Raw genomic sequence first — 19,170 nt, forward strand, 5'->3', positions numbered from 1 at the left:
AAATATTTATGATATTATAAATGAGCTTTGTGACTGGGTTTCACGTCTCCTCGACGGAATACGCGGTTTCAAAGGGCTTAGAAACATAGGAGGACAAATACATGTTATCAAAAGCAAGAAAACAAGAAATCATGAAAGAATTCGCTCGTGATGAAAAAGATACAGGTTCAGTAGAAGTACAAGTAGCCGTATTAACAGAAGAAATCAACATTCTTACAGTTCATATGAAAGAACATAAGAAAGATTACCACTCAAACCGTGGACTTCTTAAAAAAGTTGGACGTCGTCGTAACTTATTAACATACTTACGTAACGAAGACATCAACCGTTACCGTGAATTAATCACACGTTTAGGATTAAGAAAATAATCGAAAGGAGCGCAACGCTCCTTTTTTAATAGGCATTACAGCAATAGTATGATAAAATTGATAAAGATAAATATGAGGTGAACTATGGACAAGAGAGTATTCGAATTAGATTTCGATGGTAAGCGATTAATAGTTGAAACCGGCGAACTTGCGAAACAAGCAGGTGGATCCGTACTAGTAAGATATGAAGATACAGTGGTGCTCTCAGCAGCAACTGCAAGTAAAAAAGCAAAGGATATTGACTTCTTCCCACTAACAGTGACGTATGAAGAAAAATTATATTCTGTAGGTAAAATCCCAGGAGGTTTTTTACGTCGAGAAGGAAGACCTAGTGAACATGCAACATTGACATCACGTCTTATCGACCGTACAATTCGTCCTCTTTTTGCAGAAGGGTTTAGAAATGAAGTACAAGTCGTAAATACGGTACTTTCGGTAAATAAAGATAATGCGCCAGATATGGCAGCGATGTTCGGAGCATCATTATCATTATGTGTATCCGATATTCCATTTGAAGGACCGATTGCGGGTGTTACTGTTGGAATGATCGATGGCGAATTCATCGTGAATCCAAGCCTTGAGCAACAAGAACAATCACGTATGCATTTAGTTGTTGCCGGAACCAAAGATGCTATCAACATGGTTGAGGCAGGAGCACAAGAAGTTTCGGAAGAAGAATTCTTAGATGCGATGATGTTTGGTCACGAATGGATCAAAAAACTATGCGATTATCAAATTGAAATTGCTCAAGCAGTTGCTAAAGAGAAAATGGAAGTTTCCTTATACGAAGTGCCTGAAGCCATTCAAGAAGAAGTTGAAGCTCTTGTAGGAGTATCATTACGTAAAGCAGTTGCTATCGAGAAAAAACTTGAACGTTATGGTGCAATTGATGACTTGGAAGAACAAGCACAATTACACTTCGAAGCTAAAGAATACGAAGATGAAAAAACTAAAACGAAGACACTTAAACATGTTAAAGAATATACACACACTATTGTTGCTGGTGAAGTTCGACGTTTAATCTCTGTCGAAAAGATTCGTCCTGATGGTCGTGGTGTTGCGGAAGTCCGCCCATTGAATGTACAAATGGACATTCTTCCACGTGTTCACGGTAGTGGATTATTCACACGCGGTGAAACTCAAGTTCTTTCTGTTGCAACCTTAGGTGCAATGGGTGATACTCAAATTATTGATGACTTATCTGATGTTGAAGAAAAACGCTTCATGCACCACTATAACTTCCCACCTTACTCAGTTGGGGAGACAGGACGTATGGGTGCCCCTGGACGTCGTGAAATTGGTCACGGTGCACTTGGAGAACGTGCGTTATCATACGTATTACCAACAGTCGAAGAATTCCCATATACAATCCGTTTAGTTGCTGAAGTTTTAGAATCTAATGGATCATCATCACAAGCAAGTATCTGTGCAGGTTCTGTTGCATTAATGGCAGCAGGTGTTCCTATTAAAGCAGCAGTGAGTGGTATTGCGATGGGTCTTGTTCAATTGGGTGATGATTACACCATCCTTACAGATATCCAAGGAATGGAAGACCATTTCGGAGATATGGACTTTAAAGTTGCCGGTACAAAAAATGGTATTACAGCACTTCAAATGGATATTAAAATTAAGGGATTGAGCCGTGAAATTTTACAAGAAGCTCTTGCTCAAGCGAAAATTGGTCGCGCCGAAATGATGGATGCGATGGATGCTGTTATTTCCGAACCACGTCCTGAAGTTGGTACTTATGCACTTAAGATTGCACAACTACAAATTGCTCCAGACAAGATTCGCGATGTCATTGGTGCTGGTGGAAAAATCATCAACCAAATTATCGAAGATGCTGACAATGTCAAAATTGATATCGAAGATGACGGTCGTGTTGTTATCTACCATAGCGATATGGCAGCTATTAACAAAGCAAAATCAATTATTGAAAACATTGTGCGTGAAGCTAAAGTTGGCGAAATCTATGACGCAAAAGTCGTACGTATCGAAAAATTCGGTGCCTTCGTGCAGTTGTTTGAGGGAACGGATGCATTGCTTCATGTTTCAAAAATTGCGCACGAGCGCGTAGAAAATGTTGAAGATGTACTGAAACTCGGAGATATTATCCAAGTTAAAGTTACTGAAATTGACGATCGTGGACGTGTCAATGCATCACGTAAAGCATTGCTACCAAAACCAGAAGTCAAGAAACCAGAAGTAACAGAAACACCAGAAACAAAATCATAAAAGTAAAAAGATGCATTCTAAATGCATCTTTTTTTTAACAAAAGTTTGTGATTTAAAAATGGAGTAACGAAGAATGTCTTTCATTGATTTACACATATCAACAGTTTCCTTATCCTAATTAACAAATCGCTTATAAATATAAATACCCTACTCAAAAGTGCAAATATTCGTTTCACTATTTTCCTTAGACTGATTATGTAAGCGGTAACACGCTGAGGAGGGAAAGTAGTGAAGAAAATAAGTGGTCTCTTTTTAAGTTTATTGATTGCTATGAGTCTTATTAGTCCAAATATGACCATCGCAATCTCTGCTACAACAGACGAACTTACTGATATTCCAACAGTCGATCAGACGGGATATGAAGTATTGGGCTCTGTTGAAAGTGTCACAGTTACAGATAACAAGGTAACATTGACACACAGTGATGGTAATAAAACACGTATTTCCGTTATTGATGAGAATCTCTTTAGATACTATGTCGACATCAATGACACTGATTTTCAAGAATATCCAACTCCAAATAAAAAGGAACACCGTGCTAATATTGTTGTCAACAATGATGATACCGTTGCAGCCAATAGCGGTGTAGAAATTACTGTTGAGGATGGCGATGTTCTTAAAATTAAGACATCCAAAATAACGATAGAAGTTGAAAAAGCGAGTTCGAAAATGACTGTACGCCGTGCAAACGGTTCGATTGTTATGCAGGAAGCTGCACCGATTATGTACAAGAACAATCAAACAATTCAGTCATTAGTTGAACAGAGCGATGAATACTTCTATGGTGGAGGAACCCAAAATGGACGTTTCTCTCACAAAGGGGAAATTGTTAAAGCTGTCAACAGTAACAACTGGGTTGACGGTGGTGTAGCAAGTCCGAATCCTTTCTATTGGACAACAAAAGGATATGGGATTGTTCGTAACACATTTAAACCAGGGGAATATGACTTTGGTAAAACCTTACCAGGAATTGTCTCTGCAACGCATAATGAATCACGTTTTGACGCCTACATTATGGTTGATGATAACCCACAAGGAATTCTAAATTCATATACAAATTTAACTGGGAAACCAGCACAACAACCGGATTATGCTTTCTATCTTGCACATTTAAACTGCTATAACCGTGATGTTTGGAAACCAGCTTCGGGTACAAATGGTAAGAAGATTGATGGTCAATACTATACAGAGCGTCAAGCACAAACCGGTGAAATTCAACCAGGTGAAGTTCAAGAATCGTTAATGGAAAAAGATGGTAATAAAACATTTACCGCCCAACGACAAATTGAACTTCACGAAGAATATGATTTGCCGATTGGAGCATTTTATCCAAATGATGGTTATGGCTGTGGTTATGGTCAATCCGATTCATTTGATGGTGATATTGCGGAACTAAAAGCATTTACAGATTTTGCAAACAGCAAAGGAATTGAAGTTGGACTTTGGACACAAGCAAACCTATGGCCAGCTGACAAAGATAATCCTAAAAAAGGTGAACGTGATATCCAACGTGAAGTTCAAGATGCTGGCGTACGTGCAGTTAAAACTGACGTTGCGTGGGTCGGAGCAGGATATTCAATGGCACTTGATGGTGTCCAACATGCATTCAATGCAATTACGGAATTATCTGGATCCAAAGCAAACATTATAAGTCTTGATGGTTGGGCAGGAACACAACGTTACGCAGGTATATGGTCAGGGGACCAATCTGGTGGTAACTGGGAGTATATTCGTTTCCATATTCCTACATATATTGGAACCGGATTGTCGGGAATGCCAAATATTGGGAGTGACTTAGATGGAATTTTTGGTGGTAAAAACCCAATCATTCAAACACGTGATTTCCAATGGAAAGCATTTACACCGTATATGCTCGATATGGATGGATGGGGTGCTTCACAGAAAAATCCTTGGGAATTTGGTGAAGATACAACGTCAATTAACCGTGCATATCTAAAACTAAAAGCAGAAATGATGCCATATATTGCGACACTTTCACACGAAGCATCGCAAACTGGTATGCCACTTGTTCGTGCAATGATGCTTGAGTATCCAGATGCGCATACTTATTCAAAAGCAACACAGTACCAATACATGTGGGGAAGTTCATTCCTTGTAGCGCCTATTTATCAAGATACAGCTTCAGATGCACAAGGGAATGACATTCGTAACGACATCTATCTTCCAGATGCTGAACAAATTTGGATTGATTATTTTACAGGTGAACAATACCGTGGTGGATCCGTTTTAAATAACTTTGATGCACCAATTTGGAAAACACCAGTATTCGTTAAAAACGGAGCAATTGTTCCTATGTATGCGGAAAATAATAACCCTCGTCCAATCAGTGAATCAAATCCTAAGGGACTTGATAAATCACACCGAATTGTGGAATTCTATCCACATGGCGACACAAATTTCGAACTTTATGAAGACGATGGTATTACGTTAGATGGTGCATCAACGAATACCGTAATTTCATCATCTGTTAGCGGTGATCAAGCAACTCTATCTATTGGTAAAACAGCGGGTGCTTATCCAAGTATGGTTACAGACCGAGATACAGAAATGATCGTTAACGTATCACAAGCCCCTCAAGCTGTTCGTGGTAATGTTGCTGGAAATGATGTGACATTTACAAAAGTAACATCAAAAGAAGCTTATGATGCTGCTACGGGTAATGTTTACTTCTATGATGAAGCTCCAGTCTCAATTATCAGCGAGTATGCTACAGAAGGCACAACGTTTGATACAAACAAACTTACAACACGACCAAAAGTGTTCATCAAATCAACAGACAAAATTAATGTCCAAGATCATGAATTTACAGTGATTGTCGATGGTTTTGCGAATGAGCAAGAAGTCTCACCAAATGTTGAGTCACCAGATCTTGCAGTGCCAACGAATCTAACATCACCAGAACAAACATCATCAACAATCACATTAGATTGGGACGATGTTAGCGAAGCGAAAACATATGATGTGGAAATCGATGGTATCGTATTCTCAAATATAAAAACATCTACATTTACGCATCAAGAACTCAATTATGATACTGATTATAGTTACCGTGTTCGTGCGGTTAATGAAACCGGTCATTCGAAGTGGACAGCGCCAATTACAGTTAAAACAGCACTGGATCCATATCGTAATGTTCCAAAAGATATGACTGCAACATGGACAGGTGGCGGTGGCTATGCAGGAACAGTCGCACAAGATGCCGTTGATGGTGATGAAGCGACACAATTCCACTCCGCAACCGGAGGGGATGCATACACGAATACCTTCACAATTGACATGCAAAAGAGCTATCACATCGAAAAACTGGAATACGTCCCTAGACCAGACTTTGGAAATGGTACGATTCGTAAGTTTGAAGTTGATTATAGTTTAGATGGTGAAACATGGAAGTCAGGTGCTAAAGTAGGGGTCGATACACCAGCATGGAGTTATTCCAAAGGTGAAACAATGAAGACACTGACTTTCGATCAGCCGTTACGTGCGCGCTACTTACGAATTAGTGTCAAAGATTCAGTCGGTGGATTCTTCACGGCACATGAATTACGTCCATATGCTGTCGAAGGATCACCATCACAAATTGTTGGTGACTGGAATAACAGTGGCACGCTAGACGAAGAAGATCTCATTTTCTTTGAAAACTATGCAGGTCTCAAATTTGGTGATGCTGACTTTGAGGGTTATGTCGATGCAGCAGATATTAACTATGACAATAAAATCGATGCGTATGACATTTCTTTCGTAGCACGACAACTCAATGGTGGTGTCACACCTCAAAAGAATAAAGTACAAGGACAGGTTCTCATCGTACCTTCCGTAACAGAAGCACAAGCGGGAGAGGTTGTTACATACACTGTTTATGGAATGGGTATGGAAAATGTTTATGCATTAGACCTTGCAATTCCATACAACGATACAGAATACAAATTCGAATCGAACAGTACATCAGTACTAACTCAATTTATGAAGAGCTTTAGTAAAGATCGTTTACACACCGACAAATCACGCGTAAACTATCTAATCTTTACAAATGTTGGACCAACCGAAACCTTAAATGGAACAGGTGTGATCGGTAGCTTCAAGATGACTCAGAAATTTGCGGGCCCAACAGCAATTACACCACAAAGTGCTCAATTTGTTGGTGATAATTTAAGTACGATTAACGCACTTAATGAAGTGGAAGAGCCTGTATTACCAAGTACAGAAACGAAGTTAACACTTAATGATATTGAAGCCATGACCTTTACCAATGACTTGATGCCAACAGATGATGGTTCAAATGGTGCGAAATTATGGCAACAAGGTAACTATGCATCACTCTTGTTTGATGGCAAAGTAGGAGAATTGGCTGAATTCAAATGGAAACCAACAGATGGTGATTTACCAGACTATGTCAAACTCCCAACAACGATGAACTTTAAATTGAAAGAATCACATCCAATTTCAAAAGTTCGTGTTCACAACCGTCCTTCAGGATCAAATGGAAGTGTCACATCAATTAAAGCCACAGCATATAGTGGTGAAACAGCGATTGACTTAGGTACGATTAGCACCTTTAAATCTATCTTCGAGTGGAATGTTCCAGAAGGTCAAGCCATTGACCGAATCGAAATTACACCACTTACAGCTTCAGGATCTGCAACTGGTACTACAACAGGGACTGTTGAAAATAGAATGCTATCCCTATATGAAATAGACTTTATATCCAATATCGGTTCAGCTGTATCATCGATAGCATTTGATGCTACAACGCCAGATCACATCGGTCTTGAAAGCCTAACACGCATCCAAGCGAATGTTGGACCATTGAATGCGATTAATCCATTCTATGAAATAACCAGTTCAGACCCAAGTGTCGCAACCATTACAAAAATTGTGACCGAAAAAGGCTATGAATATTATGTTACCGGTAAAAAAGCTGGAACCGTTGTATTGACAGCAACATCACTTGCTGACTCATCAATCACAGTTGAGCATAATTTAACAGTGAGTGATCGATTCGATACAACAATGCTTGAAACCGTTCTTGCAAAAACAGACGGCTTACACCAACGTCTCTATACTGAAGAAACGTATACAGCAGTTATGGAAGCACGTGCAGTAGCTCAAGCTGTTCTCGATAATCCACAAACAATTTCTCAAATTGAAGATGCAACTATTAAATTAAACCTTGCATTCTCGAAACTCCAACTAAAAGGATCGAACACAGATCAAGCTGATAGTATCCATCCAATTGATACACGAAATGCTGAAATTGTCGATTTCACCAATCAAGCTGATTCCGATTATGTCACAAATATTCTCGATAATGATCCAGAAACAATTTGGCATACGAGTTATGGAACCAATGCAAAACTGCCAATCTCAGTAACCGTTGATCTCAAACATACTTATAACTTAGAACAACTTAATTTCTTGCCTAATACGCGAAATCGTAATGGGGACATTGTACGTTACCGTATTGAAACAAGCTTAGATGGTGAAACCTTCGAACCCGTCGTTGAAGATACATTACCATACGACGTAAGTGGACTCATCGGTCGTTCAAACTATCAAGTTTCAAAATTTGATAAGATTCCAGCACGTTACGTAAAATTCATTGCCCTTGAGTCCTTGGGAACAAGTTCAACGGTAGCACAAATGAATAAATTCGCATCCATGGCTGAGATGAAACTCTTCGGTGAATTGATGGATACAGAGATTGCAATTGAATCTATCGTATTAACCGCAGATAAGACGGAATTAAACATTAACGATACTCAAATTGTTAATGCTGCATTAACACCAGCTGATGCGACAGAAGCATTCACATGGACATCAACTGATGAGACAATCGCAAGTGTCGTAGATGGCGTCATAACAGCGCACAAAGCAGGTGTTGTTACAATTCAGGCACATTCTGCTAAGGGAGTTGCATCCAATGAACTAACCATAACTGTTAAAGCAATCGATATCGAAAGTCTGAAGACACTTGCACAACAAGTAACAACCAAACTCTCGGATACAGAATATGTTGAACAGTTACATGAAGCACTCTATGAACACGTGAATGGAGCACTTGATGCTGCGACGACATTGATTCAGGCATTTGAATCTGATCCGCAATCAGTTACAGCAAATGACATCCAAACACACTACAACACGCTTCAAAAAGCATTCAGTGATTTGGCACATAATGGAAGTGTAGTTCAACTAGAAACATTAGCTACGATGGACCTTGCAGAGTACGATTCAAGTACGACATCAGCATTCATTAAACTTCAAGAAAAAGCTATTGAAATGTTAGATGATATTCTTGCAAACTTGGATACTGTCGCTGAATTTGTAACAAAAATGGAATCAGCACAAGCAAGCATGGTTCGACTAGATCGCCAAGCACTTGACACGCTTGTCACCACAGTCGTTGCACTTGATACAGCGCGTTATACACCACTCAGTGTATCTGCCCTTAATACAGCGCTTGAGTCGGCACAAAATGCTTTATCAACAGCGACAACCCAACAAGCTCTCAATGAAGCACTTACTGCACTTGAAACGGCTTATAATGGACTTGTCGTAAAAGCAAATCCAACCCAACGTCAAACGCTTCAAGATTTCATTGATGTCGTTGCGAAATTAAATGCAAAAGACTATAAAGCAACAACATTTGAAACGATTACGACAGCTGCATCAACATTCACGGATGCACTTGCTCAAGAAAACCTATCAGATCTAGATGCGAAATCTTACCTAGAAATGATTCCATCACTCATGGACCTGATTAATAATCCAGATGGTGAAATAACACCAAATACACTCAATAAAGATGCATTAAACAAACTCCTAGAATCAATCAATGCATTATCACCGGAGTCGTATACAGAATCCAGTTGGAATACAATGTTAGCTGCAAAAGCGCAAGCGGAAGCAATTGCAAACAATCCATTAAGTACACAAACAGTATTGGATGAAGCAGTCGCACACTTACAAAGTACCGTAAACCAATTAGTTAAAGTAAATGGTGGCGTAATTGAAGGCTTTAAAGGACTACCTGATGTGATTCGTGTTGGGGAAGCATTTACACTTTACCCAGAATTTGATGATCTGAAGGGTGGCCAAGGATGGATTTTTGATGCTGATTTCTTTGCAGCAACATTCAATTCACCTGCAACATTCATTCCTCTAAAAACAGGAACAACAACTATTTCATTCACATCTTCAGACGGAACTGTACAGCGTGCAACAGTAACGATTAAAGAAGCTGTGAAGAAAGAAGAAGAGAAAGAGACAAACACCAATACAGAAAATCCTACAAAACTTCCAGCAACAGGTATGGCAACACAAGCACCATACTTTGGAATATTGATTGTTCTTGCAGGTGCAGTAGCGTTACTATTCTCAAAAAAACGTAAAGCTTAATTCGTGACTCATCGTTAAGATGTCAACGAAAAAAACCACCCATGTACCTTAATGGGTGGTTTTTCTGTGTAAAGAATAGCGTCACTGAGTGTGCCGTTATTTAGGGTTTGTACTAATTTTTTGGTAGATAGATTCAATGGCATCTGCATGCGATCCGTGTTCAATGATCAGGTCTTTGTCACTGTAGCGTGGAATAATGTGCACATGATAATGAAAGACGGTTTGTCCTGCAAGTGGACCGGAATTACTGATGATATTGAAATCTTGTACATTGAGACGCTCTTGAAGCCGTTTAGCAACGATTTGTGCTGCTGATTGAACATGGGCAAGGGTTTTGGTATCTGCGCTCATAAACGAGGTTGTAGGCGTTTTAGGGATAACAAGAGTATGTCCAGGGGTTGCTTGTGTTATATCGAGAAATGCAAGTGTAAATTCATCCTCGTAAATGATGTATGCAGGAATCTCGCGGTCAATAATTTTTTGGAATAGTGTCATAATCGTCTCCTTTTGATTAAGTATAGCACAGTCTGATTTGATGGTAAAAAAAACACACCGGATGGTGTGTTTTTGTATGCTTAAGCGAGGTAACCTGGATAGGATGCAGTGATTGCATCAAGAATATCTTTGTCATAAACTTTGAAGTTATTATCGCTAAAGACTTTAGCACGGTATGTTTTTGTAAGTGCTTGATCTTTTTTCCATTGGTTTAAAAGATCATCTTTAAATTTGTTTGCATCGGTTTCAACGATTTCAACAATGTACGCTGTACCATTTGTTTCATCTTTTAATGCACCACTTAAGCCAGGAGCTTGTTGTTGGTTCATGAATTGTGAAATTGGTGATGGGAACTGTGTTCCTTTAAGGTTGTAAATTGCTGATTTTCCAGTGTACTGGGAATTTGCCATAGCAACATCTTTGGCAACATCTTCCATTTTTTCACCTGCTTGAATACGTGTTAACGCTTCGTTTGCTTGGTCAACGGTTTGAGTTTGAAGTATATTTGCTTTGCGTGGTTGATACTCTTTTACAAGAGCGTCGAAATCTGCTTCGATAGTTTGTTTGACTAAGAATTCCATTTTCAGTGTTGGGTAAACAACTTTATCGAGGTAATCTTGTTCTGAACCCATGTTTAATTGTTCTAACAAGAGTGGGAACTGATCACCAAGAATTGATTTTGCTTCAGCAAGTTGTGCTTGAGCAGCTTCTTCAATTGAAGGGTCGTTAATGTCTTTGGTTACAGATTGCTCTGCGTTTTGAATAACAGTAGCACCGTTGTCTTGACGTTTCATAACTTCAAACAATTGTGTTTCTGTCACAGTTTGGTTACCAACTGTAAAAATTGTGTCATTTGATGCTGGCTTCACGCGTGCATCAGAACATCCTGCAAGAACAAGAAGAGCGACTAATAATGCTGTAATTTTTTTCATATTATTGTCCTTCCTCGATACCCATTAATGTGAGTAATTCTTTCTTGACGGCGTCATCAGTAAATTTAATATCTAAGTCTTTTGCTTTATCCCAAATTGCATTGTAAACAATTTGTTTATTTGAAGCTGTAAGTGATGCGATGTATTTTGCTTTTTCTTCATCATTACTTACAAAGTCTTCTGGATTTGTTGAATCAACTTTAATTAAGTGCATTCCATATTGTGAAGCGGTCCATTCTGATGTTTGTCCTGCTTCAGTTGCAAGTGCAGCTGCTAAAAATTCTGGTACTAATTGTGAGGATTTATCTGTAAATCCAATGCTACCACCACGTTGTGCGGATGCAGTATCATCGGATAGGGCCATCGCTACTTCGTTAAATGGTTTTCCTTCAGCAAGTTGTGCGTTAACTTTATCAATCTTCGCTTGTTCCTCTGCTGTTGGATTTTTTGAATCGGTCATTTTGATCAAGATGTGGCTAACCATGCGTGGTGAGCTTGCTTCAACATAAGGATCTAAATATGTTTCTTTATTCGCATTCACGTAATCTAAGATAATTTGATCGCGTTTTGCCATGTCTTCATAAACAATGTTTAACTCATCAAGCCCTTTGTAGCCCAATGAAATGACATAGCTTTCAAGTTGTTGCATTCCTGCTTGACCTTGTTGCTGCGCAGTTCCAGCTTTTGCTGTTTCTGCAATTTCTTTCGATTTCTTAGCAATTTCTGGTGTCGTTTCAATTGAAGATAAAACGGAACGTTCGAAAAGTGCATATGTTTGAGTCAAACCATATCGCTCTTTAAGATCTTTGTTATAGTCTTCGGCAAAATAATTAACGCCAGCGATTTCGGAGACGACTTGTTTCCCCTCGACTGTCTTACCGCGTAAAACAGTACCTATTTGCTGTTTTGCATAGAAGCCAATTCCGGCAACTAGTACTAAACAGATAACGACGACAAACCAATATTTTTTTAAATTGTCAATCATTATAATCCTCCTTTTAACTTTCTCATTATAGGTTATTTACAACCCCATTGCAATAAAACACGGCAATGTAATGAGTGTCTCACAAGTGAATGAACTTCGTGTGAAAAAGCATGTATTTTTTAATTAATTATTAACAAGAGAATTGCGTTGGTGCGTTTAAGAATTGTACCACTGTGATATAATGATAAAAGTATAAAGAAGCGAGGAATTATCATGGCACAATTACGTATTGAAAACCTTCATGTTGAAATTGAAGGAAAACAAATCTTAAAGGGAGTAAACTTGGTTGTCAACGAAGGTGAGATTCATGCAATCATGGGGCCTAATGGAAATGGTAAATCAACGTTACTCTCTGCAATAATGGGACATCCCCGCTATGAAGTAACGGAAGGTTCAATTACATTTGATGGAGAAGATGTTTTGGAGCTTGAAGTGGATGAACGAAGTAAATTAGGACTCTTTTTAGGGATGCAGTATCCCCAAGAAGTATCAGGTGTTACAAACTCTGATTTTTTGAAATCAGCGCTAAACGCACGTCGTGAAACACCAATCGGATTGTTTGAATTCGTAAAGGGAATGGAGTCCAGTGTAAAACGTCTTCGCATGAAAGAAGACCTAGCACACCGTTTCTTAAATGAAGGCTTTTCAGGTGGCGAAAAGAAACGCAATGAAATTCTACAAATGATGATGTTGCAACCCCGTTTTACAATGCTTGATGAAATCGATTCAGGTTTGGACATTGATGCACTTGGACTCGTTGCAGAAGTCTTAAAAGAAGAACAAGATAAACGGCAAATGGGACTGATTATTGTCAGCCACTATGAGCGATTCTTTGAATTGATTAAACCCACGCATACCCATATCATGATGGACGGTCAAATTGTTTTAAGTTCAGATGAAACACTCGTTACAAAAATTGACCGTGAAGGTTATGACTGGATTGAAGCAAAACCAGCGGAAACAGAAAAAGAACATAAGCAACGAATTGCATTAGAATCGTGTGTTATCAAAGATCGAATCCAAGGTAACAAATAATGGCAATCGTAATTGAAACATCACAAAACGTAAGCCTTGAAGCAGGCTTTAATGAAGTTCATATACATGTTCACGATTCCATGAATGTGAGCTTAACCATTCCTGCCCAAACAGAAGGTAGTGTTTACCTTGTTGTGAGTGGTGCAGGGAACTTAGAATTTACTCTTGATGCCCAAGAATCTTCCAATTGGAAATACCTATGGATCAATCAGAGTAACGAAGCATTAGTTGTTGATGAACACCTTATTTTAAATGAGCGCGCTCATCTTGTCGCAAACTATGGTGAAATGTCCCTTGGAAATCATCATAAAAAAACACACATTGAATATATCGGTGCAGGGAGTCATGTCGATTTTAGAGGGGCTATTATCAGTTTCAATAATCTCAAATGGACAATTAAAGCAGATCATCAAGCGAAGAAGAGTTATGCAATGGTAACCTGCAATGCGATCGTTTTAGATGAAGCAAAACTTCACTTAGAAGTTATTGGGTCTATTGCTAAAGGTAATGGTGGATCAGAGACCCATCAAATGAGTCGTATCATGAATTTAGGTGAGACGGTTCACGGTGTAGTTTATCCGATGCTTCTAATTGACGAGAATGACGTTGCAGCATCTCATGCAGCATCAGTGGGTCAACCGAATGAAGAACATATCTATTACCTGCAATCACGTGGTTTATCGCGTCTTGATGCTTTGAAGCTGATTATAACGGGCTATTTGATGCCGATTGTTGATGGCATTGATGATCCTGCAATTAAAGAACAATTAACACAAGAAATTACAGAGAAGGTGAATAACCAATGGCAATAAGAGATGATTTCCCCTTTTATAAACATCACCCTGATGTTGCTTACCTTGATAATGCAGCAACAAATTTGAAGCCCCAGGTAGTAATTGATGCAGTTGTCGATTACTATGAACGCTTATCATCCAACATTCATCGTGGGGATTATAATGAATCACTGGAAACCAGTAATTTATACGAGTTAACTCGAAAAAAAGTCGCAGCATTTATTCATACGGAACCAAAGAACATTGTCTTTACTTCCGGTGCAAGTGAAAGTTTGAATTTGGTGGCTCATGGGTATGGGCTACACCATCTTAAGAAGGGGGATGTTGTGCTCCTTAACGAAGCCGAACATGCCTCAAATACACTCCCTTGGTTCGCATTAAGCGAAACACTCGGGATTGAAGTTGAATTCATTAAATTGGATCATGATGGAAAAATTTCAACGAATGCGCTGCGTCAAGCAATGCATGACCGTGTCAAACTTGTTTCTATTGCACATATTTCGAATGTATTAGGCTATGAGAATGATATCAAGGCATTCGCAACAATTGCTCACGAATTTGGTGCACTTATTTGTGTGGATGGCGCGCAATCAGTCGGTCATACAGCCGTTAATGTGAGTGACCTTGATGTTGATTTTTTTGCTTTCAGTGCCCATAAAATGCTCGGCCCAACTGGTGTGGGTGTTTTATATGCGAAGCCGGAAATTTTTGAAATTATGGAACCACTAAATACTGGTGGTGGCAACAATGTGCGTTATAGTGCATGCGGTGATGTTGTTCTCAAAAAAGCACCTACAAAATTCGAATCGGGAACACCAAATATTGAAGGTGTCATTGGCTTTGGGAGCGCTATTGATTATCTTCAAAGCGTTGGATTTGAAACGATTCATAATACGATTAAACCACTCCACACGAAAGCCTTAAATGCTTTACTTGGTATGGATCATGTAACGGTATATAATCCACAAGCTGATAATGCGATTATCTCATTTTCCGTGAAAGGAATATTTGCTCAAGATGTTGCGGCATACCTCAATAGTTTGAAAATATCGGTTCGTTCTGGCGAACATTGCGCCAAAATGTTAAATGGTGCTTTAAAAGCAGAGAAAAGTGTCCGAATGTCACTTTATTTCTACAATAACGAAAATGATGTGGACCGTTTCATTGAAGCAGTCGAAACAATTACGATTGAAAAAACAATCGATTTATATTTATAGGAGGGTATATGGATTATTTTGATAACCCACAATTTTTAAGACAAATTATCATGGACCATTATGAAAATCCACGAAATAAACGCATGGAGTCAGACTATCCAAGTATTCAAATGAGTACTGACTCATGTATTGATGATCTTTTGATTCAAGCCAAGATTGAACATGGAAAGATTGTGGATGTTGCGTTTGAAGGTCAAGCATGTACGATTGCAACATCGGCAGCTTCAATCATGACAGAATTACTTAAAAATAAAACGATTGAAGAAGCAACCGCAATTATTGCTGAATACAATAAAATGCTACACCTCGATACGTATGACCACGATGTCTTGCAAGAAGCGAATGCATTTAAAAATGTTGGACGTCAAGCCAACCGTATTCATTGTGCTACATTAGGATGGCGTGGCATTACGGAATTAATTGAAGAAAGTAGGGATCAAGATGAGTGAAGAAAAAATTAGCGATCGAGATCGTTTACCCAGCGAAACGTACGAATACGGATTTCATGATAACGTCGAAGCTGTAGTCCAATTTGATAAAGGGCTTAATGAAGATGTCGTGCGTGAAATTTCTCGAATTAAACAAGAACCAGATTGGATGCTAGATCTGCGTCTAAAAGCATACGAGCACTTTAAAGCGCAACCCATGCCAACGTGGGGGGCTGACTTATCGGCCATTGATTTTGAAGACTATATTTATTACCTACGACCAAGCGATCGTGCTGAAACGTTATGGGAAGATGTTCCAAAAACTATTCGGAACACGTTTGATCGTCTTGGAATTCCAGAAGCTGAAGCGAAATACTTGTCAGGTGTTGCGACACAATACGACTCAGAAGTGGTCTACGCCAATATGCTTCAGGAAGTTGAAGCAAAAGGGGTCCTGTTTTTTGATATGGATACAGGACTCCGTGATTATCCAGAAATTGTTCAAAAATACTTTAATAAACTCGTACCCTACAATGATAATAAGTTTGCAGCGCTCAACACTGCGGTGTGGTCTGGAGGCTCCTTTATCTATATTCCAAAAGGTGTTGTGTTGGATAAACCATTGCAATCCTATTTTAGAATTAATGCTGAATCAATGGGGCAATTTGAACGAACGCTCATCATTGTTGATGAGGGTGCGGATGTTCATTATGTTGAAGGATGTACAGCGCCAATCTATTCGAAAGATTCAATGCATGCTGCTGTCGTTGAAATTTTTGTACATGAAAATGCAAAATGTCGCTATACGACCATTCAAAACTGGTCAACCAATGTCTACAATCTCGTAACCAAACGTGCAACAGTTGATGCTCACGGGGTGATGGAGTGGATTGACGGAAACATTGGTGCTTATAAGACAATGAAGTACCCATCTTGCATTCTTGCAGGAAATGCTGCGAAGGGAATGACGATTTCGATTGCTGTCGCAAGTAAAAATCAATGGCAAGATGCTGGCGCTAAAATGATACATAAAGCACCCAATACGCAAAGTACCATTATCTCAAAGTCTGTTTCACGTAATGGTGGGACTGTAAACTATCGAGGAATTGTCCATCACGATAAAAACGCTATAAATGCTAAAACGAAAATCGAGTGCGACACACTCATTTTGGACCAACTATCGATGAGTGATACGATGCCTGTAAATATTGTAGAGACCAATGCTTCAATCATCGAACATGAAGCACGCGTTTCCAAAATCTCTGAAGAAGAACTCTTCTACTTGATGAGTCGTGGACTTAGCGAAGAGCAAGCGTCCGAAACCATTATTCTTGGTTTCTTAGAACCATTTACACGTGAATTACCAATGGAATATGCCGTCGAATTAAATCAATTGATGAAGATGGAGATGGAAGGATCTGTTGGGTAATAGAAAGGACATGCCTATGTCAGTGAAACGAGACATTGCTGACGCGATTATTGCACAGCGAAAAAAATATGATGTCGAAACGCGCTTGCCGTGGGACAAAGCAATCCATGACCAAGTGATAGAAAGAACGTCAGGGCATAAGGTTATTGCTTTATATGCCGCATTTAACCATGAAGTCGATACATACACGATTATGGAAACGCTGTGGTGGGATCCCACACTGACGTTAGTCTTGCCTAAAATTAGTAATAAGGCGATGACCTTTCACCCAGTTACAGGGTTTCAAGATTTGACACCAGGACAACTTGGAATCCTCGAACCTACGACAGCGGTGACCATTGACGCAAAAGATATTGACATGATGTTAATCCCAATGGTAGCATTCAACCGAAATGGATATCGTATAGGTTATGGGGCGGGGTATTACGATCGATATTTAAAAGATACTGATTTCATCAAAATTGGTCTTGCATATGACTTTCAAGAAACAACAGTTTCCTTTGAAGAAATGCATGATATACCGTGTGATGCAATCATTACAAATAGAGAGGTAATACATGCAAAACAATAGAAATAAAATGTTTAAGTTTAGTGTGGTAATGTTCCTTGTGTATGCATCCCATGCAATTATGTTTACACAATTGATTCCATACTTAACCCAACTTGGATATACGGGGACGCAAAGGGGATATATTTTGTCCTATTTTGCAGTGGTATCGATTGTGGGGCAAATTTTAGTAGGTTACCTCAGTGATCGATTCGGAGCCATTAAACGTTTCTTTATTTATACTACCTTTATTCTGTTTATGACAGGGTTGATGGCCTTTAGCTTCGATGGCGCCAATTATTGGTTTCACTTTTTTGCAGTTGGAACCATGGCTGGATTTACCCGGATTGCGAGTAACTTATACGATACATGGGTTTTAGAGACTGATGGGTTGTATCACGAGTTTGGTCGCATTCGTTCTCTGGGTTCGCTCGGGTGGGCACTTACATCTTTAGTAGGTGGGTACCTTGCAACCAGTATGGGATTCCATAGTATTGGTATCCTATCAGGTGTGCTTAGTTTGTGCGTTATCTTTTTGTCATTTCGACTAGAAGAGGCTAAAACTGAATCCCCTGATCCCATCAAGTTTAAAGATATGGCAGCACTATTTCAAAATAAAAACTATGTGCTACTACTAGTTGTTTATTTTGTCGCCTACTTTGTTTACAATGCAGACGGCATCACCGTTATCGATTTGATATTTGATTTGGGTGGTAATGCGTCAAATGTTGGGACCAAATGGTTTGTGCAAGCCATCAGTGAAATTCCGATGATGATTATCATGGGACGTCTCCTAATTAAATATCGTGGTAAGAAACTCATGATTTTTGCATCCGTAATTACTGCTATGCGTTTTTTTCTTTATGCAATGGCACCAAGTGTTACAAGCATTTTAATCATGACCGTATTGCAAATGCTGTCTTATCCATTCTTACTGATTTCGCAAAAGGATCTTGTCTATCGTGAAGTGCCCGAACATTTACGTTCGACCGGACAGATGGTTGCAATATCGATAACCATTGGTTTAAGTGCCGTATTTACACCAATTTTTGCTGCAGCAATTGTTGAGATGACAACGATTCGAACAGCACTCACTGTGTTTGGTTTATTGATGATTATTCCAGCAACATTAATGCTCTTTTATAAACCAGATAATCACACAGTTTAACATATGCTTATCAACACATTTACAAATTATAACGATACAATAATCCTGTAAATCAATTGGTTTGCAGAAGGCTATTTCTCTATCCTAGGAATAGATTTCATAACTGTAACAATCGAGAAAA

13 protein-coding genes are annotated in these 19,170 nt (G+C 39.0%); 10 read left to right on the top strand and 3 right to left on the bottom strand.

Annotated features, from left to right (window positions below; genetic code table 11):
• The first annotated feature begins 101 nt into the window (after window positions 1-101).
• The 3 genes from rpsO (at window position 102) to G7061_RS04955 (ending at window position 10,019) form a co-directional block, all read left to right on the top strand.
• Window positions 102-368: a 30S ribosomal protein S15 gene (gene rpsO, locus G7061_RS04945; RefSeq protein WP_159640118.1), complete on the top strand. Its 267-nt coding sequence runs from the start codon at window positions 102-104 to the stop codon at window positions 366-368.
• 84 nt (window positions 369-452) lie between these two features.
• The gene (gene pnp / locus G7061_RS04950; RefSeq protein WP_159647492.1) at window positions 453-2,603 is read left to right on the top strand and encodes a polyribonucleotide nucleotidyltransferase; all 2,151 of its coding nucleotides are present in this window, start codon (window positions 453-455) and stop codon (window positions 2,601-2,603) included.
• A gap of 228 nt (window positions 2,604-2,831) precedes the next feature.
• On the top strand, window positions 2,832-10,019 hold the full coding sequence (locus G7061_RS04955) for a discoidin domain-containing protein (protein ID WP_166119435.1): 7,188 nt from the start codon (window positions 2,832-2,834) through the stop codon (window positions 10,017-10,019).
• 96 nt (window positions 10,020-10,115) lie between these two features.
• Here G7061_RS04955 and G7061_RS04960 read toward each other — a convergent pair whose 3' ends face one another.
• From G7061_RS04960 to G7061_RS04970, 3 genes are all read right to left on the bottom strand, one after another.
• Window positions 10,116-10,514 (bottom strand): HIT family protein, encoded by a 399-nt coding sequence (locus tag G7061_RS04960; RefSeq protein WP_159640127.1) that lies wholly within the window; start codon window positions 10,512-10,514, stop codon window positions 10,116-10,118.
• 80 nt (window positions 10,515-10,594) lie between these two features.
• Window positions 10,595-11,446, bottom strand: a complete 852-nt coding sequence (locus G7061_RS04965; protein WP_159638848.1) for a lipoprotein — start codon at window positions 11,444-11,446, stop codon at window positions 10,595-10,597.
• A 1-nt stretch (window position 11,447) separates the two neighbouring features.
• Window positions 11,448-12,431 (bottom strand): peptidylprolyl isomerase, encoded by a 984-nt coding sequence (locus G7061_RS04970; protein WP_159638846.1) that lies wholly within the window; start codon window positions 12,429-12,431, stop codon window positions 11,448-11,450.
• Window positions 12,432-12,644: 213 nt separating this feature from the next.
• On the opposite strand from G7061_RS04970, the gene sufC reads away from it, so the two are divergent.
• The 7 genes from sufC to G7061_RS05005 are packed head-to-tail and all read left to right on the top strand — an operon-like array spanning window position 12,645 to window position 19,049.
• Window positions 12,645-13,466, top strand: coding sequence for a Fe-S cluster assembly ATPase SufC (gene sufC, locus G7061_RS04975; protein ID WP_159638844.1), 822 nt, complete (start codon window positions 12,645-12,647; stop codon window positions 13,464-13,466).
• A complete protein-coding gene (locus tag G7061_RS04980) occupies window positions 13,466-14,278 on the top strand; it encodes a SufD family Fe-S cluster assembly protein (RefSeq protein ID WP_236262324.1) in 813 nt (270 codons plus the stop codon). Before sufC ends, G7061_RS04980 begins: the two co-directional genes overlap by 1 nt.
• On the top strand, window positions 14,269-15,477 hold the full coding sequence (locus tag G7061_RS04985) for an aminotransferase class V-fold PLP-dependent enzyme (RefSeq protein WP_166119439.1): 1,209 nt from the start codon (window positions 14,269-14,271) through the stop codon (window positions 15,475-15,477). Before G7061_RS04980 ends, G7061_RS04985 begins: the two co-directional genes overlap by 10 nt.
• An 8-nt stretch (window positions 15,478-15,485) precedes the next feature.
• Entirely contained in the window at window positions 15,486-15,926 is a 441-nt protein-coding gene (gene sufU, locus G7061_RS04990; RefSeq protein WP_159638840.1) for a Fe-S cluster assembly sulfur transfer protein SufU, read from the top strand.
• Complete coding sequence (sufB, locus tag G7061_RS04995; protein WP_166119445.1) at window positions 15,919-17,334, top strand: Fe-S cluster assembly protein SufB; 1,416 nt, start codon at window positions 15,919-15,921, stop codon at window positions 17,332-17,334. Before sufU ends, sufB begins: the two co-directional genes overlap by 8 nt.
• Window positions 17,335-17,350: 16 nt before the next feature.
• Window positions 17,351-17,905, top strand: a complete 555-nt coding sequence (locus G7061_RS05000; protein WP_166119450.1) for a 5-formyltetrahydrofolate cyclo-ligase — start codon at window positions 17,351-17,353, stop codon at window positions 17,903-17,905.
• A complete protein-coding gene (locus G7061_RS05005) occupies window positions 17,892-19,049 on the top strand; it encodes an MFS transporter (RefSeq protein WP_166119455.1) in 1,158 nt (385 codons plus the stop codon). The genes G7061_RS05000 and G7061_RS05005 overlap by 14 nt, the downstream gene beginning before the upstream one ends.
• Window positions 19,050-19,170: the final 121 nt, after the last annotated feature.

It is taken from the genome of Erysipelothrix sp. HDW6B (assembly GCF_011301115.1).
Classification (GTDB): Bacteria; Bacillota_I; Bacilli_A; order Erysipelotrichales; family Erysipelotrichaceae; genus Erysipelothrix; species Erysipelothrix anatis.

Excerpts from the sequence above, each read along its gene's own strand:
- G7061_RS05005 (WP_166119455.1), top strand. The coding sequence starts at position 17,892 with ATGCAAAACAATAGAAATAAAATGTTTAAGTTTAGTGTGGTAATGTTC.
- rpsO (WP_159640118.1), top strand. The coding sequence starts at position 102 with ATGTTATCAAAAGCAAGAAAACAAGAAATCATGAAAGAATTCGCTCGT.
- sufB (WP_166119445.1), top strand. The coding sequence starts at position 15,919 with ATGAGTGAAGAAAAAATTAGCGATCGAGATCGTTTACCCAGCGAAACG.
- G7061_RS04970 (WP_159638846.1), bottom strand. The coding sequence starts at position 12,431 with ATGATTGACAATTTAAAAAAATATTGGTTTGTCGTCGTTATCTGTTTA.
- G7061_RS05000 (WP_166119450.1), top strand. The coding sequence starts at position 17,351 with ATGTCAGTGAAACGAGACATTGCTGACGCGATTATTGCACAGCGAAAA.
- pnp (WP_159647492.1), top strand. The coding sequence starts at position 453 with ATGGACAAGAGAGTATTCGAATTAGATTTCGATGGTAAGCGATTAATA.
- G7061_RS04960 (WP_159640127.1), bottom strand. The coding sequence starts at position 10,514 with ATGACACTATTCCAAAAAATTATTGACCGCGAGATTCCTGCATACATC.
- sufU (WP_159638840.1), top strand. The coding sequence starts at position 15,486 with ATGGATTATTTTGATAACCCACAATTTTTAAGACAAATTATCATGGAC.
- G7061_RS04965 (WP_159638848.1), bottom strand. The coding sequence starts at position 11,446 with ATGAAAAAAATTACAGCATTATTAGTCGCTCTTCTTGTTCTTGCAGGA.
- sufC (WP_159638844.1), top strand. The coding sequence starts at position 12,645 with ATGGCACAATTACGTATTGAAAACCTTCATGTTGAAATTGAAGGAAAA.
- G7061_RS04985 (WP_166119439.1), top strand. The coding sequence starts at position 14,269 with ATGGCAATAAGAGATGATTTCCCCTTTTATAAACATCACCCTGATGTT.
- G7061_RS04980 (WP_236262324.1), top strand. The coding sequence starts at position 13,466 with ATGGCAATCGTAATTGAAACATCACAAAACGTAAGCCTTGAAGCAGGC.